Source organism: Sphingomonas sp. BK580 (assembly GCF_014194975.1).
In the GTDB taxonomy this organism is placed as follows: domain Bacteria; phylum Pseudomonadota; class Alphaproteobacteria; order Sphingomonadales; family Sphingomonadaceae; genus Sphingomonas.
The window spans coordinates 45,670-65,711 of sequence record NZ_JACIAY010000009.1; the positions used below are offsets into that span (position 1 = coordinate 45,670).

Sequence of the window (20,042 nt, forward strand, 5' to 3'; positions counted from 1 at the left end):
GGCCCTCGTGATCGTTGCGAGACGTCCCCCACCTGAACTCCGGCGTCCGCCCGGGTGGAGCCTTCGGGAGCGACACCTAACGAGGTGACGGGCGAAGAGGAGGTCACCCGGCCGAAGCCCAGTGCCGAGATACCGCAGAGTCGGAGTCGCATCACCGCAGTTTCCAGTTATAGTTGATGTTGCTCCACCCCCCGTTGGCGGTGGCGTAGTATTCCGCCGGCAGCTTGAGCGGCGAGCAGCCCTTGAACGCGGCGATGCCGAGATCGACCACGCGCCGCGCGTAGCGCTGGTTGTCGTCGTCCACCCCCGACTGGCGCACCACCGTCGGCACCGCCGCCAGCGTCCCGTCGCGGTTGAGCCGCAGGTTGAGCGTGGTGACGATCTGGTTCGCGCCGGGGCCGGGGTCGACCTGGCGGTCGGCGCAGGGCTGGATCTGGCGCGCGATCGCCTGCTGGATCCCCGCCAGCGCGCGCGCGTCGACCCGCGCCGCGGACGGCGGCGCGTCGCTCTCCCTGGCGCTGCTCTTCTCCGCGGTGAGGCCCTTGAGGAAGTCGCTGCCGAGCCGGCCGCCCTTGGCGCGCTCGGCCTTGGCGGTCTCGGTCTTGCCGTTGCCCTTGGCCGCGGCGGCGGGCGCCTTGGCCTTGCTCGGCGCGCTCGCCGCGCTCTGCTGCTTGGTCGGCGCGGACTTGGCCGGCGCCTTCTCCGCCGCCGGGGCGGGCTTGGGCTTGGGCTGCGGCTTCGGCTCGGGCTTGGGCGCGGGCGCCGGCTTGGGCGGCGCGGGCTTGGGCGGTGCCGGTCTCGGCGGCGCGGGCTTCGGCTCGGGCTTGGGCTCGGGGCGCGGCTCCGGGACCGGCGCGGGAGCGGGCACCGGCGCGGGCGGCGCCGCGGCGGGCGGCGGCGAGTCGACCGGCTCGCCCGCCTCGGGCGACACGCGCTGCGACGGCGGCTCGGTCGCGGCGGGCGCGGCGGCCTCGAGCGCGACGTCCTGCACGAGGCTGACCTCGACCGGGTTCTGCTTCAGCTTGATCGGGTTGGGCGTATCGAGGAAGCCGACCGACAGCAGGCCGAAGAGCAAGAGGTGCCCGGCCGCCGCGACTCCCAGCCCGATCTTCTCGGCGCGTTCCACGTCCGCGTCAGTCCTCGCCGACCGTGACGAGCGCGACGCGGTTGAGCCCGGCGCGGTTGAGCTCGCCCATCACCCGCATCACGCGGCCGTAATCGAGCCCGCGGTCGGCGCGCAGGAACACCTGCGGCGGCTGGCCGTCCTTGCCGGTCGCGGCGATGGCGGCGAGCCGCGACGGCAGCGCGTCGGCGGGCACCTCCTCCTTGGCGACGAAGACGCGGCCCTGCTCGTCGAGCGAGATCTCGGTCGGCTGCTGGTCCTGGTCGAGCGGCTTGGCGCGGCTGTCGGGCAGGTTCACCGGCACGCCCTGGGTCAAAAGCGGCGCGGTGACCATGAAGATGATCAGCAGCACCAGCATGACGTCGACCAGCGGCGTCACGTTGATCTCCGCCATCGGCGCCTTGCGGCCCTTGCCGCGGCTGGAGGGGAGGTTCATCGCCATGCGCGCTCGCCCTCAGCGCTCGCCGTCGAGCTGGCGCGACAGCGTGGCGTGGAAGCCGTCGGCGAAGCGGTTGAGCCGCGCCTCGATGCGGTTGATCGCGTGGCCGAAGCGGTTGTACGCGATCACCGCGGGGATCGCCGCGAACAGCCCGATCGCGGTGGCGAACAGCGCCTCGGCGATGCCCGGCGCCACCACCGAGAGGCTGGTGTTCTGCTGGCTGGCGATCGCGGTGAAGCTGCGCATGATGCCCCACACCGTGCCGAACAGCCCGACGAACGGCGCCACCGAGCCGACCGTGGCGAGCACGTTGAGCCGGTCCGAGATGTCGTCGATCTCCTTGGCCACCGCCGCGCCCATCACCGTGCCGAGCCGCTCGCGCGTGCCGTCGCGGTCGATCACGTTGCCGTGGGTCGAGCGGCGCCACTCGGTGACGCCCGCGGCGAGCACGCGCGCCGACGGCAGGTCGCTCTGGCCGTTGCTCTTGTAGAAGGCGTCGATGTCGTCCGCCTTCCAGAAGTCGCGCTCGAACTGCGCGCTCTTCTTCTTGGTGCGGCCGAGCTTGAGCCAGAAGCCGATGATGATCGCCCAGGTCCAGATGCTGGCGAGCAGCAGCCCGAGCATCACGCCCTTCACCACCCAGTCGGCCTGGAGGAACAGCGCGATCGGCGACAGCGTCGCGGCGTCGGTCTGCAAGATCGGATTCACGAAGTCTCTTCCCCTGTGGTGTCGGCCGCGGCGGTGGCGGCGAGGCGACGGAACTGCTCGAGCCAGGCCGCCGGCTGGCGCCGCGGCCGACCGTCGGCGCCGACCAGCGCGGCGGTGACCTCTGCCCGGGCCAGCATTTCCGCGCCGCGCCTGACTGTCTGATGAATGACCACGCTGGCGGCGCGCGCCTGCGTGACCTCGCTCTCGACCAGCAGCGCGTCGCCGAGCCGCGCGGGGGCGGCGTAGCGGATGTGCAGGTCGGCGATGGCATAGGCGCCGCCGCCCGCCTCATGGTGCGCGCGCTGGTCGATGCCGGCGACGTGGAGCATGTCCGAGCGGGCGCGCTCCATGTAGCGCAGGTAATTGGCGTGGTAGACCACGCCGGAGAGGTCGGTGTCCTCGAAATAGACCCGCAGCGGGAAGAGATGCACCCTCCCCGCGAACCGCCCCTCTGCTGGCTGATCGTGCACGCCCGCCGTCATGGCTAGGGCTGGTAACCGATGCGCCGGGGGGTGGGAACCCCGCACGGGCGTGACGTGGGTCAGGCGGGGGAGGAGTGTGACCCATGAGCGATCCCCGCTTACCAGACCACCCCGGCGCACGCCGGGGTCCAGTTGGGGGACGCTGGTGGGTCCCACCACCACCTTCCCACCTGACCCTCGGCGTTCGCCAGGGCGGTCGGTCATGTGGCGGGCGCCCCGCGTCACCGAGGCAGCGTGCTGCTGCGGACGCAGGAGCCCAGAGCCGCGAGCAGAGCCCTACATGACCCCGGGCTTCTGCGTGGGCAGGAGCACAACTCCTCACCGCGCCACGAAGCTGTTGACCGAGCGGTCCTTGCGCACCCTGGCGCCGTCGAACACCGTGCCGTTCATCGCGATCCACACGCCCGGCGCGGCGGTCTGCGCCGCAGCCACCGCCATGCCGAGGTTGAAGGGCGCGTCGCTGTCGGCGAAGCGCGCGGGCGCCAGCGCGCCGACCAGCACGATCGTCTTCCCCGCGACTCCCGCCCCCGCCGCCAGCAGCGCCGCGGCGGTGTCGGTCATCGTGTCGGTGCCGTGGGTGATCACCGCGCGCGTCTCCGGCGCCGCCGCCACGGTCGCGACGATCGCGGCGCGGTCGGCGTCGGTGAGGTCGAGGCTGTCCTTGCGCAGCAGCTCCACCACGCGGAACGGCAGCGCCACGCGCGCCTGGCGCAGCACGCGCTCCACCACGCTGTCGCCGATCTGATACTCGCTCAGCGCGTCGAAATAGAGCTTGTCGATCGTGCCGCCGGTGGTGACGACGAGCAGGCTCACGCCTGCTGCCCCGCCGCCTCGAGCAAGCCGTGGCGCGCCAGCATCGCCGCCGGGTCCGGGTCACGCCCGCGGAAGGCGCGGAAGCTCTCCGCCGCGGGCCGCGTCGCGCCGCGCGCGAGCACCTCCTCGCGCAACGCGGTGCCGGTGGCGCGATCGACCAGACCGTTCTCGGCGAACTTGCCGAAGCCGTCCGCGGCCAGCACCTCGGCCCAGAGATAGCTGTAATAGCCCGAGGCGTAGCCGCCCGCGAAGATATGCGCGAAGCCGTGCGGGAAGCGGTGCCATTCGGGCGGACGGATCACCGCCACCTCGTCGCGCACCGCCTCGATCACCTCCATCGGGTCGCTGCCGAGCGTGCCGAGGTGGAGCAGCAGGTCGAACAACGCGAACTCGAGCTGGCGGACGATGAACAGCCCCGACTGGAACCGCCGCGCCGCGACCATCTTCTCGAACAACTCGGGCGGCAGCGGCGCGCCGGTCGCGTGATGCCCCGACATGCCGGTGAGCAATTCGCGGTCCCAGGCGAAATCCTCCATCAGCTGGCTCGGCAGCTCGACCGCGTCCCACTCGAACCCGCTCGTCCCGGCGATCGAGGGCCGGTCAACGCGCGTGAACAGGTGGTGGAGGCAGTGGCCGGTCTCGTGCAGCAGCGTCACCACGTCGTTGTGGCTCAGCAGCGACGGCGCGTCGGGACTCCTCGGCGCGAAGTTGCAGACGAGATAGGCGACCGGCACGCGGACGGTGTTGCCGTCGCGCAGCCGCGGGCGCGCCTGCGCCATCCACGCGCCGCCGCGCTTGCCCGGGCGCGCGTGGAGATCGAGGTAGAGGCCCGCGAAGGTCTCGCCCGCGTCGTCGACCACGTCATAGTAAGTGGCGTCCGCGTGATAGGTGGCGACGTCGTCGCGCGCGACCAGCCGGAGCCCGAACAGCCGGCCGAGCAGCGCCTGCCAACCCGCGGTGACCCGCTCGACCGGGAAGTAGCCGCGCACCTCCTGCTCGTCGACCGCGTAGCGCGCCTGGCGCAGCCGGTTGGCGGCGAAGCCCGCGTCCCACGGCTCGAGCCGGTCGAGCCCGAGCGTGTCGCGCGCGAACGCCTCCAGCGCGTCGCGGTCGCGCTGCGCCGCCGGGCGCGCGCGCCGGGCGAGGTCGCGCAGGAAGGTCAGCACCTCGCCCGCGTTGGGCGCCATCTTGGTGGCGAGCGACCACTCGACCGGATCGGTGAAGCCGAGCAGCCCCGCCGCCTCGCGGCGCAGCGCGAGGATGCGCGCGATCCGCGGGCCGTTGTCGAACTGGCCCGCGTTCGGCCCCTGATCGGACGCGCGCGTACCATAGGCGCGGTACACCGCCTCGCGCAGGTCGCGATCCTCGGCGAAGGTCAGCACCGCGGTGACGCTCGGCTGCTGCAGCGTGACGAGCCAGCCGTCCTGCCCCTTGGCCCTGGCGGCGGCGGCGAACATCGCCTTGTCCGCCTCGGACAGGCCGGCGAGCCGCGCTTCGTCCTCGACGGCGAGCGTCCAGGCGTCGGTGGCGTCGAGCAGAGCGCTGCCGAACTCGGTCGAGAGCGTTGAGAGCTCCACCGAGATGGTGGCGAAGCGCTCGCGCTTCTCCGCGTCGAGCGCGACGCCGGCGAGGCGGAAGTCGCGCACCGCATGCTCCACCGCGACGCGGTCCTGCCGCGGGAGGGCGGAGAAGGCGGGCGACGCCTCCAGCGCGGTGAGCACCTCGTAGAGCTCGCGGTTCTGCGCGACCTTCATGCTGTGTTGGACGAGCTTCTCCTGCCCGGCGGCGTGCGCGGCGCGCAGCTCGGGCGTGTCAGCGACGCCGCGCAGGTGCGACACCGCCGACCACAGAGCGTCGATCGCCGCCTCGGCGCGCTCGAGCGGGAGCCACGCCGCGGCGAAGTCGGTCGGGCTCTCGCGCGTGACGGTGGCGACCGCCTCGGCGTGGCGCGCGATCGCGGCGTCGAGCGCGCTGGCGATGGTGGCGGGGGTCAGCGCGGCATAGTCGGGCAGCGCGATCGGGTCGAGCAGGTCGGTGTCGGTCATCGTGGACGATGATAGGGAGGCGGCGGGCGCGATGCCAGTGGGCGGCGGAGCGGCCGGGTGCCCGCGCGGAGGCTTCTCGCGCTGCCCGGGCTGGGCAATGTCGAGCTAGAATGAGCGGCGCTTCCCTGAACGTCCGCGAGATCATGCGCAGTGCTCGCCCTGCTGCTCGGATCGCCCGCCGGTCGCGCCTGCCACGCCATCCGGGGCGAGCCCGCCGCGCGGGGATCGCTCCATCCCGACGGCGCTGCTGGCCGCCGCTTTCGCGCGACTGTTGCCGACCACCGTCGCGCCGCCGCCGGTGACTCTCGCCGACGCACCCCTCGTGGCCGCGTTCATGCGCCGCAAGCCCGGCGCGATCATCGTCGTATCACATGCGGTCGGGCTGGTCCGCACCCCGCCAGCGGCGCTCGCCTTCGCCGCGCTGGCGCTGGGTCATGCCACCGGCAGCGGCACCGCGGGCGAGCCCCCCCCGGCATCGACCTGCGTACCGTCACGGCCGCGCTGGTGGTCGCTACGGCGGGTGACCGGCTCGATCGCGCGGGACCGGCGGACACTCCCGCGGATCGCCGCGCCCGCCGCCGCTATGACGGGACGCCGCCGCCGCCGGAGCGGCTCGGCGCCTCGGCCGCCGCGGCGCAGCGCACCATGGCGCTGCTCACCGTCGCGGGTGGCTGCACCGCGCCGCTGGTGGCGCTGCCTCGCCGCATGGGCGCGGCGGACGGGCAGCGCGCGAGCCAGCCGCGGCGGTGTTCGCACGGCAGCTGCTGGGTGACCTGGGCACGATCGTCTACCCGCCCGACGAGTCCTGCCGCAGGCGATGACGCTCCCGCCGGCACCGCGCCGCGGACCCGTTCTCCGCCGTCGCGCCACGTTACTCCGCCGCGACGAGCCGCCGCGCGCCGATCCGTGCACGCCACCGCCACGCCGCCTGGCCGGCAAGCGCCGCCACCATCGTCAGCCCGGTCAGCGGGAAGAGGAGCCCGGCCACGCCCATGATCGCGACCAGCCCGGCGCCGCTCCGCCCGGGCGGGGCGCCGACGCGCCCGCTCGGCCGGCGCTTCCACCACATCACCGGCGCGCTCGCGCACAGCAGCGCCAGCGCGGCACAGGCGGCGAGCATCACCAGCCGGTTGGGTTCGCCATATTGCTTGCCCTGATGGACCGCGGCGCTCCACTCGATCACGCGCGCCGCGCCGCCGAACCCGTCGAAGCGCGCGTCCTGCAGCACGCGCCCGTCACTGGCGTCGACATAGATCACGTGCGCCGCTTGTGCCGGCCCGAGGTTGGCGCTGACCAGCCAGGGCGCGCCAACCATGGCGGGCCAGCTCAGCGTATAGTCGCGCACCACGCCGCGCCGCGCCGCCGCGGCGAGCGCCTGGTCGGCGCTGATCGCTGCGCTCCCGTGCATCGCGCGGTCGTGCGGCATCGGCCGCTGCTGGAGCGACCAGGGCAGGTCGTGCTGCGCGTGCTCGAGCGCGGGCGCGACCGGCGCGGCCGGCCGGCCCCAGCCCGCGCCCGCCACCGCGGCCTGGACGTTCCTGCCCCACACCGCGCTCCACGGCAGCCCGCTGAGCGACAGGAACAGGATCACCGCGCCCGCCACCAGCCCGGTCGAGGCGTGGAGGTCGCGCCAGAATAGCCGCTTCGCCGGCGAGCCGCGGACGCCGATCGCGGGTGCGCGGCCGCGCTGCCACCAGAGATACAGCCCGCTCAGCACCAGCACGATCGACCAGCCCGCGGCGATCTCGATCAGCCAGTTGCCGACCCGGCCGGTCAGCGCGAGGCTGTGGAGCTTCTTGACCGTCTGCATCACCCCGCCCGGCGGCGTGGTGCCGGCGATCCGCGCGTCACCCGGGTCGACGAAGGCCATGCGGCTGGCACCGTCGGGCAGCGCGTAGGTGATCCGCCACGCCTCGTCGTCGCTGGCGGGGCGGAGCAGCTGGACGACGCGGCCGCCGGTCTGGCGCTCGACGCGCGCCGTGATCGTGCCGACGGGCAGGGGTGCGCCGGGCGCGGCGACGCGCAGCCAGTCGCCGTAGACCACATGCTCGAGCTCGGGCTTGTAGAGGTAGAGCGAGCCCGTCACCGCGAGCCACAGCAGGAAGGGCAAGGTGAGCAGGCCGGCGAAGAAATGCCAGCGCCACACCGCGCGATACAGGTCCGCCATCGTCACCGCTCCGCCTGGACGGTGCGCGGCGTAGCGCAGAGATGGTTAACAACGCGCTCACCAGGGCGAGTAGGGCAGGTAGCAACGGTCATCGCGGACGATCCCTCGTTCGCCCGCGCGCGGCGCTGGGCACGCGCGCGGCTGGGACGGGCACCGGCGCGCGGGCGCCGGCGATGGGTCAGGCGACGAGGGCGAGCGGCGGCGCGCGCAGCGGTGGGCGCCACCGCGGCGGCGCGCGTGGGGCGGCGACGGCGCGCGGCCGCGGGGCCGGCGTCGCGGCGGCCAGCAGGGTCAGCGCCGCCGGCACCGTCGCGGCGGCGGCCGCGAGCGGCGTGGTAAGCGCGGCGAAGGCGCAAGGCTGATCGGGCGCCTGGTGGTGGGCGGAGGAGTCGGCGTGGCCGCGATGCGCCACCGGCACGACCCCGGGGCAGGCGATCAGCGCGAGCGGCCGGGTCGGGCTCAGCATATAGCCGGCCGGGACGAGCAGCCGCACCGCGAGCGCCGCCGCCACCAGCCACAGGGCCAGGCGCGGGCTGTTCGCGAGGAGTCGGCGCAGCGACGTCACGCCGGATGGACTAGGCACGTGGCGCGGGCGGCGCAACGACGTCGATCAGGGCCGCGGCAGAGGACCAGATCCTCCCCGTTCGCGGGGAGGGGGACCGCCTGGCGCAGCCGAGTGGTGGAGGGGCTCACCACGAAGCACATCCCTTGCGGAGAGCCCCCTCCACCAGCCTTCGGCTGATCCCCCTCCGCGTACCGGGGAGGATGTGAGACTTCTCTCCTCAGATATCCCCCAGCCCGGCCTCCCCCGCGTCCGCCCGCCCCTCGGCGACGAACTGCGCCAGCAGCCACGACGCCGCCGGCCCGGGCGGCGAATCGCGGCGCCAGATCGTGCCGAAGCGGTAGATGCCGCCGGGATGATCGGGCAGCGCCAGCCGCACCAACGTGCCCGCGAGCAGATCGTCCGCCACCATCGGCAGCGGCATGTTGCCCCAGCCGATCCCCTCGCGCAGCAGCGCGTGCTTGGCGCCGAGATCGGCGAGCCGCCACGTCTGGTGGCTCACCACTGCGAAGTCGCGCCCCTCGGTGAAGCGCGACCGGTCGCTCAGCACCAGCTGCGTGTAGCCGCGCGCCGCCCCGGGCTGGATCGCGGTCATGCGGCCGAGCGGGTGGTCGGGCGCCGCCACCGGCACCATCGCCAGCGCCCCCGCCGCCTCGCATTCCAGCCCCTCGACCCCGGCGGCGAGCGGCCCGGAGACGCCGATCGCGGCGGCGCGGTCGAGCACCATCGCCGCCACCGCGCCCAGCGCCTCGACGTGGAGCCGCAGCGCCACGGTCGGATATTCGCGCGCGAAGCCGCGCAGCACGCGGCCGAGCCGCTCCGCCGGGAGCATCACGTCGACCGCGAGCACCACCTCGGCTTCCAGCCCCTGGAGCAGGCCCCGCGCCTTCGCGCGCAGCCCATCGATCCCCGCCGCGACCGCGCGCGCCTCGGCCAGCACCGCGCGCCCCGCCTCGGTCAGCACCGGGCGGCGCGTGCCCTCGCGCTCGAACAGCGTCAGCCCGAGCTGCGCCTCGAGGTTGGCGACGCCGTAGCTGACCACCGAGACCGCGCGGTTGAGCCGGCGCGCCGCCGCGCCGAAACTGCCCGCGTCGACGATCGCGAGGAAGAGGCGCAGCTGGTCGAAGGTCGGCGTGCCGGGCTCGCTCACTGTTCCACTTCCTCGAACATGACGGACGATTTTATCCGGCTGAACGCGACGGTCCACAAGCCCTAGATCATCGCCACGCACCGGCCCGCAGCGGCCCAACGGGAGTGAACAGCATGATCGACCTCCGCCCCCTCGCCTCGCTCGGCGGCGCCAACCACGGCTGGCTCGACGCCAAGCACCATTTCTCGTTCGGCGGCTACCACGACCCCGCGCGCACCCACTGGGGCAACCTGCGCGTGTGGAACGACGACACGATCGCGCCCAAGACCGGCTTCCCGCCGCACCCGCACCGCGACATGGAGATCATCACCTATGTCCGCGAGGGCGCGATCACGCACCAGGACAATCTCGGCAACGCGGGGCGCACCGAGGCGGGCGACGTGCAGGTGATGAGCGCGGGCACCGGCATCCGCCACGCCGAGTATAATATGGAGGACGTGACCACGCGCATCTTCCAGATCTGGATCGTGCCGACGCGCACCGGCGACCAGCCGCAATGGGGCGCCAAGCCGTTCCCCAAGGGCGAGCGCTCGGGCCAGTTCGTCACGCTCGCCAGCGGCTATGACGGCGACGGCGACGCGCTGCCGATCCGCACCGACGCGCGCGTCGTCGGCGCGACGCTGCGCAAGGGCGAGCGCGCCGACTATCCCCTCGGCCGCGACCGCAAGGCCTATCTGGTGCCCGCCACCGGGGCGGTCGAGATCGACGGCGTGCGGGTCGAGGCACGCGACGGTGCCGCGATCAGCGAGGTCGAGGTGCTGAGCGTCACCGCGCTCGAGGACAGCGAGCTGGTGCTGGTCGACGCCGCCTGACGTCGACCGCGGCGTGTCCCGCACGGGGCACGCCGTGCGGCGGCCGGGTCAGCGCACGATGGCCTGGGTGACGGTCCGGCGCCCCTCGATCCCGGTGATCGGTCACGTCCCCTGATGCCCCCGCGCCACAGTCTTTCCAATTGTTAAATTGGTATTGTTTCGGCCCTGACATCGTGACAGCATGGTGACTACCAACACGGGAGGGAGCGGGTCCGCCGCGCGGTAATGGTCAACAGCCAGCCGCGCGCGTGTGGGCGCGGAAAGGTCGCGCGATAGCGGCCGTCGCGTACGCATGTCTCCCCCGCGCTCGTTGGCGAACGAAGGGGAAGACATGATGATGTTCAGGGGAATGCTCGCCGCGTCCTGTTGCGCGGCGGCGCTGATGGCGCTGCCCGCCGCGGCGCAGGTCACCACCGATAGCGCGGCCGACACCGACCAGGGCAGCGCCAAGCCGATCGGCGACCCGGTCGCTTCCGCCAAGCTCGCCGCCGACGTGCAGCGCGCTGGCGAGGCGGACGGCAGCGCCAGCAGCGGCGACGTGGTCGTCACCGGCACGCGCATCGTCCGTCCCAACAACCGCTCGGCCGCGCCGATCGTCACCACCACCGCCGCCGACATCGCCGCGCAGGGTGCGACCACGATCGAGGAGGTGGTGAACCGCCTGCCGCAGGTGCAGGTCAACTCGGAGCAGAATTTCAGCGATTCCGAGGGACGCCAGCGCATCAAGCTGCGCAGCCTGGGCTATGAGCGCACGCTGATGCTGATCGACGGGCTGCGCATCGGCCTGCCCAACACGGTCGACGTCGGCATCATCCCCAACGCCCTGGTCGAGCGGATCGACCTGCTGACCGGCGGCGCCTCGTCGGTGTACGGGTCGGACGCGGTCTCGGGCGTCGTCAACTTCGTGCTGAAGAAGAACTTCACCGGCGTCCGCATCGACGGAAACTACAGCTTCTTCAACCACAACAACCGCAGCAGCGCGGTGACGGAGGCGGCCGAGCGCGCCGGCTTCAACGCGGTCGATGGTCTGAGCAACGACGGCGGCCGCGCCGACGTCAGCCTCGCCGCCGGCGCCGACCTGTTCGACGGGCGGGTAAACATCACCAGCTTCATCAACTATCGCCAGTCCAGCCTGGTCAAGCTGGTGGATCGCTCGAACAGCGTCTGCGAGGTGACCCAGCCGAGCAACACCGCGCCGCTGTCGTGCACGCGCGCCAGCTACACGCCGGCGGGCACGATCATCCCCCAGTCGGGCGCCTTCGCGGGGCAGCAGTTCGTCAACAACCCCAATGGGAACGGCACCTTCATCCCGATCAACAGCGGGCCGGCGGGCAGCTCGGCGAACCCGTATGACGACTGGGCGTTCCAGCGCCCGTTCAACCGCGTCAACGTCGGCGGCTTCCTCACCGCGCAAATCGCCGACGACATCGAACTTTACAGCAACGTGCTGTTCTATCGCGACAAGTCGTACAACACGCAGCTCAACCGCACGTACAGCTATTCCGTGTACGGTGACACCCCGTTCCAGGTGAACTGCGACAATCCCTTCCTGTCCGCGTCGCAGGCGCAGGTGCTGTGCGGCACCAACGCGGGCGTGGCGGGCGCGTTCGCGCCGCTCGACGTGCGCTACCGCTTCGACGGCCTGCCGCTGACCCAGCAGAAGTTCACCAACGAGGGCTATCGCATCGTCGCCGGCCTGCGCGGCAAGGGCTTCAACGACGTCTGGTCCTATGACATTGCTGGCATGGTCTCCCGCGCGCGGCTCGACACGATCGACGTGCCGTTCGCGCGCTTCGACCAGATCAACCGCTCGCTCGACGTGGTCAACGTGGGCGGCACGCCGACCTGCCGCTCGGTCGTCAACGGTAGCGACCCGAGCTGCGTGCCGTTCAACGCCTTCGTACCCTTCAACCGCGACCAGGCGACCAACGACTATTTGTACGGCGGCGCGACCGGCGGGATCAGCACGCGCATCCCGCGGCTGCTCCAGTTCCTCGGCACGGTGAGCGGCGATCTCGGCAAATACGGCATCACCTCGCCGTTCGCGCAGCAGGGCGTCGCGCTCGCGCTGGGCGCCGAGTACCGCGAGGAGATGGAGCGGACGATCGTCAACGACATCTATATCGCCAACAACGGCGGGCAGAACCAGCGCGTCACGCAGAACATCTTCGAGGCGAACGCCGAGATCCAGGCACCGCTGGTGGAGGACCAGTCGTGGACGCGGCTGCTCCAGCTCAACGGCGGCTATCGCGTCTCCAAGTACAACCGGCTCGCCGGCAAGTTCGATACCTGGAAGATCGAGGGGCTGTGGTCGCCGGTCGCGGACATCACCTTCCGCGCCTCGTACAACAAGTCGCAGGCCGCGCCCGGCGTCGGCGCCGCGGCGGGGGCGAGCAACATCACCTGGAACCAGGGCTTCTACTCGGATCCCTGCGCGCCGCGCATCGATCCGGGCAACCCCAACGGCCCGCGGCTCGCGCCGCTCGGCACGCCGGCGCAGTGCGCCAACACCGGCCTGCCCGCCAACCTTTACGGCAGCGCGACGCTGATCTGCCCGAACGACGCCTGCACGGTGCGCGAGGGCGGTTTCAACCTGACGCCGGAGAGCGCGTTCACCAAGACGTTCGGCGTGGTGCTGCGCCCGCGCTTCCTGCCGGGGCTGACCGTCTCGATCGACCGCTGGCTGATCGATCTTAAGGACCAGTTGGTGTTCCTGCAGCCGCAGGACATCATCAACGAGTGCCTCACCACCGGCCTCGAGTATTTCTGCCGCGGCATCGTGCGCAACCCGACCACGGGCACGCTGTCGAGCTCGCCCGCTACTCGCCCGGCGAGCGGCTGGGTCGCGCGCGGTTCGTCGAACGGCTATACCGAGCAGTCGTACGGCTGGGACTTCCAGAGCCAGTACAATCTCGGCCTGGGCAATTACGGCAAGCTCGACATGAGCTTCAACGGCACGCTGATGACGCGCAACGGCGGCCAGGCCTCGCCCGCGGCGATCAAGCGCAACTGCACCGGCTATTACGGCGCGGGCTGCGGCGAGAGCATGCCGCGCTGGCAGCACCAGCTGCGCACCACCTGGACCGCGCCGGACAACAGCACCAGCGTCTCGGTCAACTGGCGCCACCGCGCGGCCATGCCGCTGACCTTCTACGCGCCCGAAGACACCGGCATCCCGCAGCAGGACGAGAGCGCGCGGCGGGACCAGTTCCCGGGCATCGGCGCGTACGACTGGATCGACCTGGCGCTGGCGTTCGACATCAACAAGCAGATGACGTTCCGCGTCGCCGCCAACAACCTGTTCGACCGCGATCCCCCGATCGTGCCCGACAGCCGCTCGACCATCGGGCTGCTGCGCGGCAACACGATCATGGGCTATGACCTGCTCGGCCGGCAGATCGTCGCGGGCGTGTCGCTGCGGCTGTGACCTGAGCGGGGCGGCCGTGCGCTTCCAGCGGGAGACACGGCCGCTCCCTCTCACCCCTCGCCGCGCTCGCCGAGGCGGACGCCGAGCGTCAGCCGCACCGAGCGCGGCGGCTGATACTCGAGCGGCAGGCCGTAGTGGCGGTTCAGCGAGCCGTCGCGATTCTCGCCATATTCCTGATAGTCGGTGCGCGCCGCCGACCCGAGCAGGTTGAACACGTCGATCGAGAGGAAGCTGCCGGGCAGGCGCGGCAGGTCGAGCTGCGCGTTGACGTCGAGCTCACGACGCCAGTCGCTGGCGAAGGCGGTGCCGCGCGGCACCAGATAGGTCACGCGCCCGCTCGCCGGATCGGCAAAGGCGCGCCGGTGGACGAAGCGCGGCTGCGCGCAATAGTAGCTACCGTTGTCATAGGCCGCGGCGAAGTTCGCGGAGTCGAAATAGGCTCCGAGGCAGGAGAAATGCCGCGGTGACTCGACCAGCACGTTGGCGCCCACCCGAACGCGCGCGCCGATGCCGTAGCTGCCGAGCATTTTGACCGTGTGAGCGCGCTCGTTGGGCAGGATGCCGTAGGCGCCGTCGAGCAGCCCGGGCTGGTCGAAATCCTGCGTCTCGCCGGCGTTGCGCTGGCCATTGTCTGACTTGACCGAGCCCTCGTAATTGCCGCGGAGCCGTGTGTAGGTGTAGCTCGCCTGCAGCGACCAGCGATCGGCGTAGCCGCGCTGCACCTCGAGCTGGACGCTGTCGTAGTCGCGCTTCGCTCGCGGTAGCTGCAACGCCGCCGCGCTGAGCCGCGCCACGCCGCACTGGCGCGGGTAGACGTCGCAGCGGCCGTTGAGCCGCACCGTCACGTCGCTGCCCGGGTTGGCGAGCACATACTGGTGGAAGCCGGTGAACACGTCCGCGCACCCGGCGATGCCGTGGTCGCGGCAGTAAGCGATCGCGGCGGCGTCCACCGCCATGTCGTCGAGCGCGCGGCCGAGGCGGCGGTTGATATAGGCGGCGCGGAAGCGCCACGCGCCGAGGCGCTGCTCGACGCCGAGATCCCACTCGTCGGCGTAGCTCGGCTGGAGCGTGCTCGAGATCAGCCCGTCGGTCGGCACCTTGACGCCGTCGCGATAGATGCCCGAGCAGAGCTCGCCCGCGTTGGGCGACACCGCGGGGCAGGCATGACCGCGCGTGGCACGGCCGAGGCCGACGACGTTGCCGCGCTGGTCGAAGCGCAGCCCGACAGGGATGCCCGCGGCGTCGACCACATGCGGGTCGACTCCGTCGGGATAGGCGAAGTCCTGGCGATATTGCAGCCCCGCGCCGCCGAGATGAATGTCGATGTCGGTCGACACCGGCAGGAAATAGCGGTTCCACGATCCGAACAGGCTGGTGCGATGGTCGCCGAAGACGTCCAGCGCGGCGCCGAGCCGCGGCCCCCATTGCTCGCCCGAGCGGAAGAAGGTGGCGCCGTCGATCGCGTCGTTGCTGAAACGATCGTCGCGCAGTCCGGGCTGGAGCGTCAACCGATCGCCGAGCAGCGACCAGCTGTCCTGCAGGTAAAACGACTCGTTGCGCGCGTGCCAGACACCCGCGTTATGCGAGAAGCTGCGCCGGATGTAGTTGGGCGTGAGGGTGAAATAATAGCCGCCGTTCAACGAGGTGTCGCTGGCAGACGTGAGCGACTCGCGCTCGAAGCCGGCGCGGACATGGTGCGTTCCCGCGAGACGGAGGTGCGCGTCAGCGTCGGCGCGGTAGAAGCGGCGGGTGTCGGACCCGACCGATCGGTCGTAGTCGAAGCCGCGAACCGTCTGGGTATCGCCGCCGAGCGTGCTCGTCACGATCGCTACCTCGGGGTCGGCGCGATGCCCGCGGTCGTCGTGGTTCTCGCCGTAAGAGAGCGTGAGCGAGAGGGACGGCGCGAACTGACCGTTGTAGGTCACGACGAAGTTGTTGCCGCCGGAGCGGTCGGTGACCGCGCCGATCCGCTCGCCCACGTCGCGGGACACCGGGTCGATCGCGCGGTAGAGATAACGATCGACCTGCCGATCGCGAAAGAACGTCCCCTCGACGCGCTGCCCGGCACCGAGGACGGCGTCGATCTTGGCGCCGTAGAAGGGCGAGTGACTGCGGTAGCGGCGCTGCTGCTCGCTCAGCAGGTCGAAGCTGCTCTCGGCGTGGCGGTTGGGGTTGTACAAGGCGTAGAAGAAGAGGTGATCGCGGATGAGCGGGCCGCTGACGTAATAGTTCGCCTCGGCCCCGGTCTTCTCGTAGCGCCGGTTGAGCGACGCATAGCTGTCGGGCGAGGTCGCGCGCAACGCGGCAGGCGCGTAGCTGACCAGCGCGCCCGCCTTGAAACGGTTCGATCCGGACTTGGTCACCGCGGTCACCGTGCCGCCCAGGACGCGCCCGAACTCCGCCGGCAGGCCGTAGGTCTGCACCGCGAACGATTGGTAGAACTCGATCGGGGGCGTGTTGCCGCCGAGGAAGGTGCGGAAGTTGGTGACGTTCAGCCCGTTCACGTAATATGCGTTCTCGGCCACGGTGGCGCCCGACAGCGAGGCGAGGCTGCCGAAGGTGGTATCGCCCGCGGTGGTGCCGGGCGCGAGCAAGGTCAGCGCGGTCTGGTCGCGCGCGATCGGCGAGCGGTCGAGCAGCCCGCCGACGTCGCCGATCGCCACGCCGCCGGTGCCCGGTCCGAGATCGTTGACGCGCCGCGCGCGTCCGGTGACGACCACGTCCGCCACGGCGGCGCTGTCTGCGGCGGCAGCCCCGACGGTGAAAGTATAAGCGTTCACCGCGCCGGCACTGATCGTGATCGTGTCGCTGAGCGTCGGAGCGCCGGGCACGTCGATCGTCACCTGGTAGCGCCCGATCGGCAATGCGGCAGCGCGGAACGAACCGTCGCGCGACACCGTCGCGGCGCGCTCGAAGCCCTGCGCGTCGGATCGCAGCTTCACGACGCCACCGTTCGCGCGCCTGCCGTCGGCGCGTTGCACCGTCCCGGCCAGTGCGCCCATGGTATAGTCTTGCGCTTGCGCCGGAAGATCTGCTACAAATCCGGCTACGGCCGTTGATAGATACCCTATCGTTTTCATGGCCGTCCAGGACAGCAGCACTCGTTCGGGGCGACGGGTCGTCCGCATGTTCATTTCCCCTTGTCTATCGTTCTCTTTTCCGGTGCGGCGGCGTGACGCGCTCGCGGAGAACAGAGACTAGGGACGATCAAGCCAAAAGCGCGAGAGAGCCGGTGGCTCATCTTGGCGAGTCAACGTGGCAGCATCGCTGTCACGATCGTGTCTTATTTACCACAAGTCTGAGACATTATCTGTCGTCGGCCATCTTGCGCCGCAAATAACCTTGCCGTCGCCCCCTGTCGCTCTGCAGCATCGTGTCCGACAGGCGCCGCACAAGGCGCCGCAGCACAGGGAAGACTCATGAAGCGATCGCTCGCCCGACGTCACCGCCTCCTCGCCCCTAGCCTGCTCGCGCTCGCCGCCGCCGCGGCGCTGCCCGCCGCCGCGCACGCCCAGGCCGCGCCCGAGCAGGACGCCGCGCAGATCGCCGCGCAGACCGGCGAGGACGTGGTTGTCACCGGCTCGCGCATCCGCCGCGACCCGCTCGACAACCCCTCCCCCGTCGTGACCGTCGACGAGGCCGCGATCGCCAAGACCGGCCTCTCCTCGATCGCCGACGTGCTGCAGCGCATCCCGGCCTCGTCGGGCGGGCTCAACTCCAAGTTCAACAACTCGGGCAATCTCGGCAACCCGCCCGACGGCGGCGGCGTCGGCGCCGGCTCGGCGGCGATCGACCTGCGCTACCTCGGCGCCAAGCGCACGCTCGTGCTGGTCGACGGGCTGCGCTACGTCAACGGCGCCAGCGCCAGCGGCATCCCCGGCACGGTCGACCTCAACTCGATCCCCGACGTGATGATCCAGCGCGTCGAGGTGCTCCAGTCGGCCGCCTCGGCGCTCTACGGCTCGGACGCGATCGGCGGCGTGGTCAACATCATCACGCGCTCGGGCCAGAAGGGCTTCCGCGCGCAGGCGCAATATGGCCAGTATCTCGGCGAGAACGACGGCGGCACGCAGAATTACCAGCTCAGCTGGGGCGGCGGCAGCGACCGGGTCCACCTCGACGTCGGCGGCTTCTACACCAAGCAGGATCCGGTGAGCGCGGCCGACCGCGACATCTCGCAATTCCCCAACCCGGGCCAGACGAGCTGCACCGACGAGATCGGCGGCTGCTCCAGCTTCACGCCGTCGGGCCGCTTCGTCGTCAACGGTCAGAACATCACGCTGCGCGCGCCGGTCACCGGCCGCCGAGCGGTCTATGATCCCACGCTGGCGACCGGCGACTTCAAGGCGTTCACCGCCGCGGATCGGTTCAACTTCGCGCCGTACAATTACTTCCTCACGCCGAACGAGCGCTACGGCGGCTTCGCCAACGCGCGTGCCGAGTTCGCCGACTGGTTCAACGTCCGCGTCAAGACGGTGTGGAACCACCGCCAGTCGCAGAACCGCGCCGCCTTCCTGCCGCTCGGGCTCGGGCCCGACATCGGCAACGGCAACCTGCTCGACACGATCACGATCGACGCGACCAACCCGTACAATCCGTTCGGCGTGTCGCTGGTGCCCGGGCAGAACTATAACGCGATCTACCGCCGCCTCGTCGAGGCCGGGCAGCGCACCTACAGCCAGACCGTCGACACCTTCTCGGTCACCGGCACGATCGACGGCAAGTTCCAGCTGTTCGGCAAGAACTGGTACTATGACGCGAACGCTGTGGCGGCCACCAACGACGCACACCAGCTCTTCACCGGCAACGTCAACGGCGCGCGGCTCGCGCAGGCGCTCGGGCCGGTGAGCCAGTGCACCGGCGCGTGCGTGCCGTTCAACATCTTCGGCGGCGAAGGATCGATCACGCCCGAGATGCTCAACTTCGTCGGCTTCGACGAGCGCTCGCGCAGCCAGCAGCGGCTCAACGACTTCACCTTCAACCTGTCGGGCGAGTTGTTCGACCTGCCCGGCGGGCCGGTCGGCGTCGCCGCCGGCTACGAGCACCGCTACCAGCAGGGCAGCTTCACCCCGGACCCCGTGATCCAGGCCGGCCTGGGCGCCGACATCCCCGCGCAGGCGGCACGCGGCGCCTTCAACGTCGACGAGGTCTACGGCGAGCTGCGGCTGCCGCTGATCCGCGACGTGCCGTTCCTCCGCCTCGTCGAGCTCAACGGCGCGGTGCGCCACTCCAACTTCTCGACCTACGGCGGCAACACCACCTACTCGGGCGGTGCGCTGTGGAAGCCGGTCAACGACCTGCTGCTGCGCGGCCAATATGCCGAGAGCTATCGCGCCGCCTCGATCGGTGAACTGTTCGGCGCCCAGTCGCGCTTCGACCAGCCGCTCGCGGACCCGTGCAGCAACATCGCCGGATCGCCGTACCAGAGCTCGGGGACGGTGCGCGCCAACTGCACCGCCAACGGCGTGCCCGCCAGCGGCAGCTACGCCGAGCCGACCGGCCAGTTGCCGATCCTGACCGGCGGCAACGCCGCGCTCGCGCCCGAGACCGCGACGACCTGGGTGTTCGGCGGCGTCTACAGCCCCGCCTGGGCGCGCACCGGCTTCGCCAGCGCGCTCAGCCTCGAGGTCAATTACTATGACATCAAGGTGGACGGCGCGATCGCCTCGATCCCGGCCGACACGCTGCTCAACCGCTGCGCGCAGACCGGCGACTCACTCTCCTGCGCCGCGGTCGTGCGCGCCCCCAGCGGCGTGATCACCGCGATCAACGGCATCCTGCTCAACACCGGCGGCATCCGCACCCGCGGCATCGACGCGACCTTCAACCTGCGTACCCAGCCGACCGGCGCGGGCACCTTCGGCCTGTCGGTCAGCGGCAACTATCTGCTCAAGTACGAGGAGATCGTCCCCGCTACCGACGGCACGACGACGACCAGCTACACCGGCACCGAGCGCGGCAGCCCCGATCAGGCCTATCCGCACTTCAAGGGCCAGGCGACGCTCGACTGGGACATCGGCCCGGTCGCGGCGGCCTTCACCGGCCGCTACATCGACGACGTGGTCGAGAGTCAGGGCGGCAACAAGCTCAAGAGCCGCTTCTACGGCGACGTCCAGCTGTCGTTCCGCCCGTCCTGGCTCGACGAGAAGATCGGGCTCACGCTCGGCGTCAACAACGTGTTCGACACCGACCCGCCCGCCTGCTTCTCGTGCAGCCTCAACAACTACGACCCGACCACCTATGACGTACCGGGCCGCTTCGGCTACGCGCGGCTGAGCTACGGCTTCTGACCCGCGGCGGGGCGGCGCAGCGCG

General features: G+C 71.2%; 14 protein-coding genes. 3 read left to right on the forward strand and 11 right to left on the reverse strand.

Translation table 11 applies throughout. From position 1 onward, the window contains the following. Positions 1 to 151: 151 nt before the first annotated feature. The 10 genes from FHY05_RS15550 to FHY05_RS15595 all read right to left on the reverse strand — a co-directional run bounded on the left by FHY05_RS15550 (position 152) and on the right by FHY05_RS15595 (position 9,489). Positions 152 to 1,126, reverse strand: a complete 975-nt coding sequence (locus FHY05_RS15550; RefSeq protein ID WP_183945360.1) for a cell envelope biogenesis protein TolA — start codon at positions 1,124 to 1,126, stop codon at positions 152 to 154. Positions 1,127 to 1,133: 7 nt separating this feature from the next. Next, positions 1,134 to 1,565, reverse strand: a complete 432-nt coding sequence (gene tolR, locus FHY05_RS15555) for a protein TolR (protein ID WP_183945361.1) — start codon at positions 1,563 to 1,565, stop codon at positions 1,134 to 1,136. Positions 1,566 to 1,577: 12 nt separating this feature from the next. Continuing rightward, on the reverse strand, positions 1,578 to 2,270 hold the full coding sequence (gene tolQ / locus FHY05_RS15560; protein ID WP_183923874.1) for a protein TolQ: 693 nt from the start codon (positions 2,268 to 2,270) through the stop codon (positions 1,578 to 1,580). Continuing rightward, a complete protein-coding gene (locus FHY05_RS15565) occupies positions 2,267 to 2,752 on the reverse strand; it encodes a YbgC/FadM family acyl-CoA thioesterase (RefSeq protein WP_183945362.1) in 486 nt (161 codons plus the stop codon). The genes tolQ and FHY05_RS15565 overlap by 4 nt, the downstream gene beginning before the upstream one ends. 318 nt (positions 2,753 to 3,070) lie before the next feature. Next, positions 3,071 to 3,565 carry an asparaginase domain-containing protein gene (locus FHY05_RS15570; RefSeq protein ID WP_183945363.1) on the reverse strand — a complete coding sequence of 165 codons (495 nt, stop codon included), beginning with the start codon at positions 3,563 to 3,565 and terminating at the stop codon, positions 3,071 to 3,073. Further along, complete coding sequence (locus FHY05_RS15575; RefSeq protein ID WP_183945364.1) at positions 3,562 to 5,610, reverse strand: M3 family metallopeptidase; 2,049 nt, start codon at positions 5,608 to 5,610, stop codon at positions 3,562 to 3,564. Before FHY05_RS15575 ends, FHY05_RS15570 begins: the two co-directional genes overlap by 4 nt. Before the next feature lie 581 nt (positions 5,611 to 6,191). After that, positions 6,192 to 6,317, reverse strand: coding sequence for a hypothetical protein (locus FHY05_RS22585; protein WP_260181617.1), 126 nt, complete (start codon positions 6,315 to 6,317; stop codon positions 6,192 to 6,194). Positions 6,318 to 6,481: 164 nt separating this feature from the next. Next, positions 6,482 to 7,777, reverse strand: a complete 1,296-nt coding sequence (locus FHY05_RS15585; protein WP_183945366.1) for a PepSY domain-containing protein — start codon at positions 7,775 to 7,777, stop codon at positions 6,482 to 6,484. 178 nt (positions 7,778 to 7,955) lie between these two features. Continuing rightward, positions 7,956 to 8,342 carry a hypothetical protein gene (locus tag FHY05_RS15590; protein WP_183945367.1) on the reverse strand — a complete coding sequence of 129 codons (387 nt, stop codon included), beginning with the start codon at positions 8,340 to 8,342 and terminating at the stop codon, positions 7,956 to 7,958. A 217-nt stretch (positions 8,343 to 8,559) separates the two neighbouring features. Further along, positions 8,560 to 9,489, reverse strand: coding sequence for a LysR family transcriptional regulator (locus FHY05_RS15595; RefSeq protein WP_183945368.1), 930 nt, complete (start codon positions 9,487 to 9,489; stop codon positions 8,560 to 8,562). 113 nt (positions 9,490 to 9,602) lie between these two features. Here FHY05_RS15595 and FHY05_RS15600 point away from each other — a divergent pair, with 113 nt between their 5' ends. After that, the gene (locus FHY05_RS15600; protein WP_183945369.1) at positions 9,603 to 10,301 is read left to right on the forward strand and encodes a pirin family protein; all 699 of its coding nucleotides are present in this window, start codon (positions 9,603 to 9,605) and stop codon (positions 10,299 to 10,301) included. Between the two features lie 331 nt (positions 10,302 to 10,632). Further along, positions 10,633 to 13,728 carry a TonB-dependent receptor plug domain-containing protein gene (locus tag FHY05_RS15605; protein WP_260181618.1) on the forward strand — a complete coding sequence of 1,032 codons (3,096 nt, stop codon included), beginning with the start codon at positions 10,633 to 10,635 and terminating at the stop codon, positions 13,726 to 13,728. A gap of 50 nt (positions 13,729 to 13,778) precedes the next feature. On the opposite strand, the gene FHY05_RS15610 is transcribed toward FHY05_RS15605, so the two are convergent. Further along, positions 13,779 to 16,730, reverse strand: a complete 2,952-nt coding sequence (locus FHY05_RS15610) for a TonB-dependent receptor (protein ID WP_183945370.1) — start codon at positions 16,728 to 16,730, stop codon at positions 13,779 to 13,781. Positions 16,731 to 17,147: 417 nt separating this feature from the next. On the opposite strand from FHY05_RS15610, the gene FHY05_RS15615 reads away from it, so the two are divergent. Further along, positions 17,148 to 20,018, forward strand: a complete 2,871-nt coding sequence (locus tag FHY05_RS15615) for a TonB-dependent receptor domain-containing protein (RefSeq protein ID WP_183945371.1) — start codon at positions 17,148 to 17,150, stop codon at positions 20,016 to 20,018. Positions 20,019 to 20,042 lie beyond the last annotated feature (24 nt).

Bases quoted from the DNA above. Each gene is read 5' to 3' on its own strand.
- tolR (WP_183945361.1), bottom strand. From the start codon at position 1,565: ATGGCGATGAACCTCCCCTCCAGCCGCGGCAAGGGCCGCAAGGCGCCG.
- FHY05_RS15565 (WP_183945362.1), bottom strand. From the start codon at position 2,752: ATGACGGCGGGCGTGCACGATCAGCCAGCAGAGGGGCGGTTCGCGGGG.
- FHY05_RS15575 (WP_183945364.1), bottom strand. From the start codon at position 5,610: ATGACCGACACCGACCTGCTCGACCCGATCGCGCTGCCCGACTATGCC.
- FHY05_RS22585 (WP_260181617.1), bottom strand. From the start codon at position 6,317: ATGCGGCGAGGCAGCGCCACCAGCGGCGCGGTGCAGCCACCCGCGACG.
- FHY05_RS15585 (WP_183945366.1), bottom strand. From the start codon at position 7,777: ATGGCGGACCTGTATCGCGCGGTGTGGCGCTGGCATTTCTTCGCCGGC.
- FHY05_RS15600 (WP_183945369.1), top strand. From the start codon at position 9,603: ATGATCGACCTCCGCCCCCTCGCCTCGCTCGGCGGCGCCAACCACGGC.
- FHY05_RS15605 (WP_260181618.1), top strand. From the start codon at position 10,633: ATGATGATGTTCAGGGGAATGCTCGCCGCGTCCTGTTGCGCGGCGGCG.
- FHY05_RS15610 (WP_183945370.1), bottom strand. From the start codon at position 16,730: ATGGGCGCACTGGCCGGGACGGTGCAACGCGCCGACGGCAGGCGCGCG.
- FHY05_RS15615 (WP_183945371.1), top strand. From the start codon at position 17,148: ATGAAGCGATCGCTCGCCCGACGTCACCGCCTCCTCGCCCCTAGCCTG.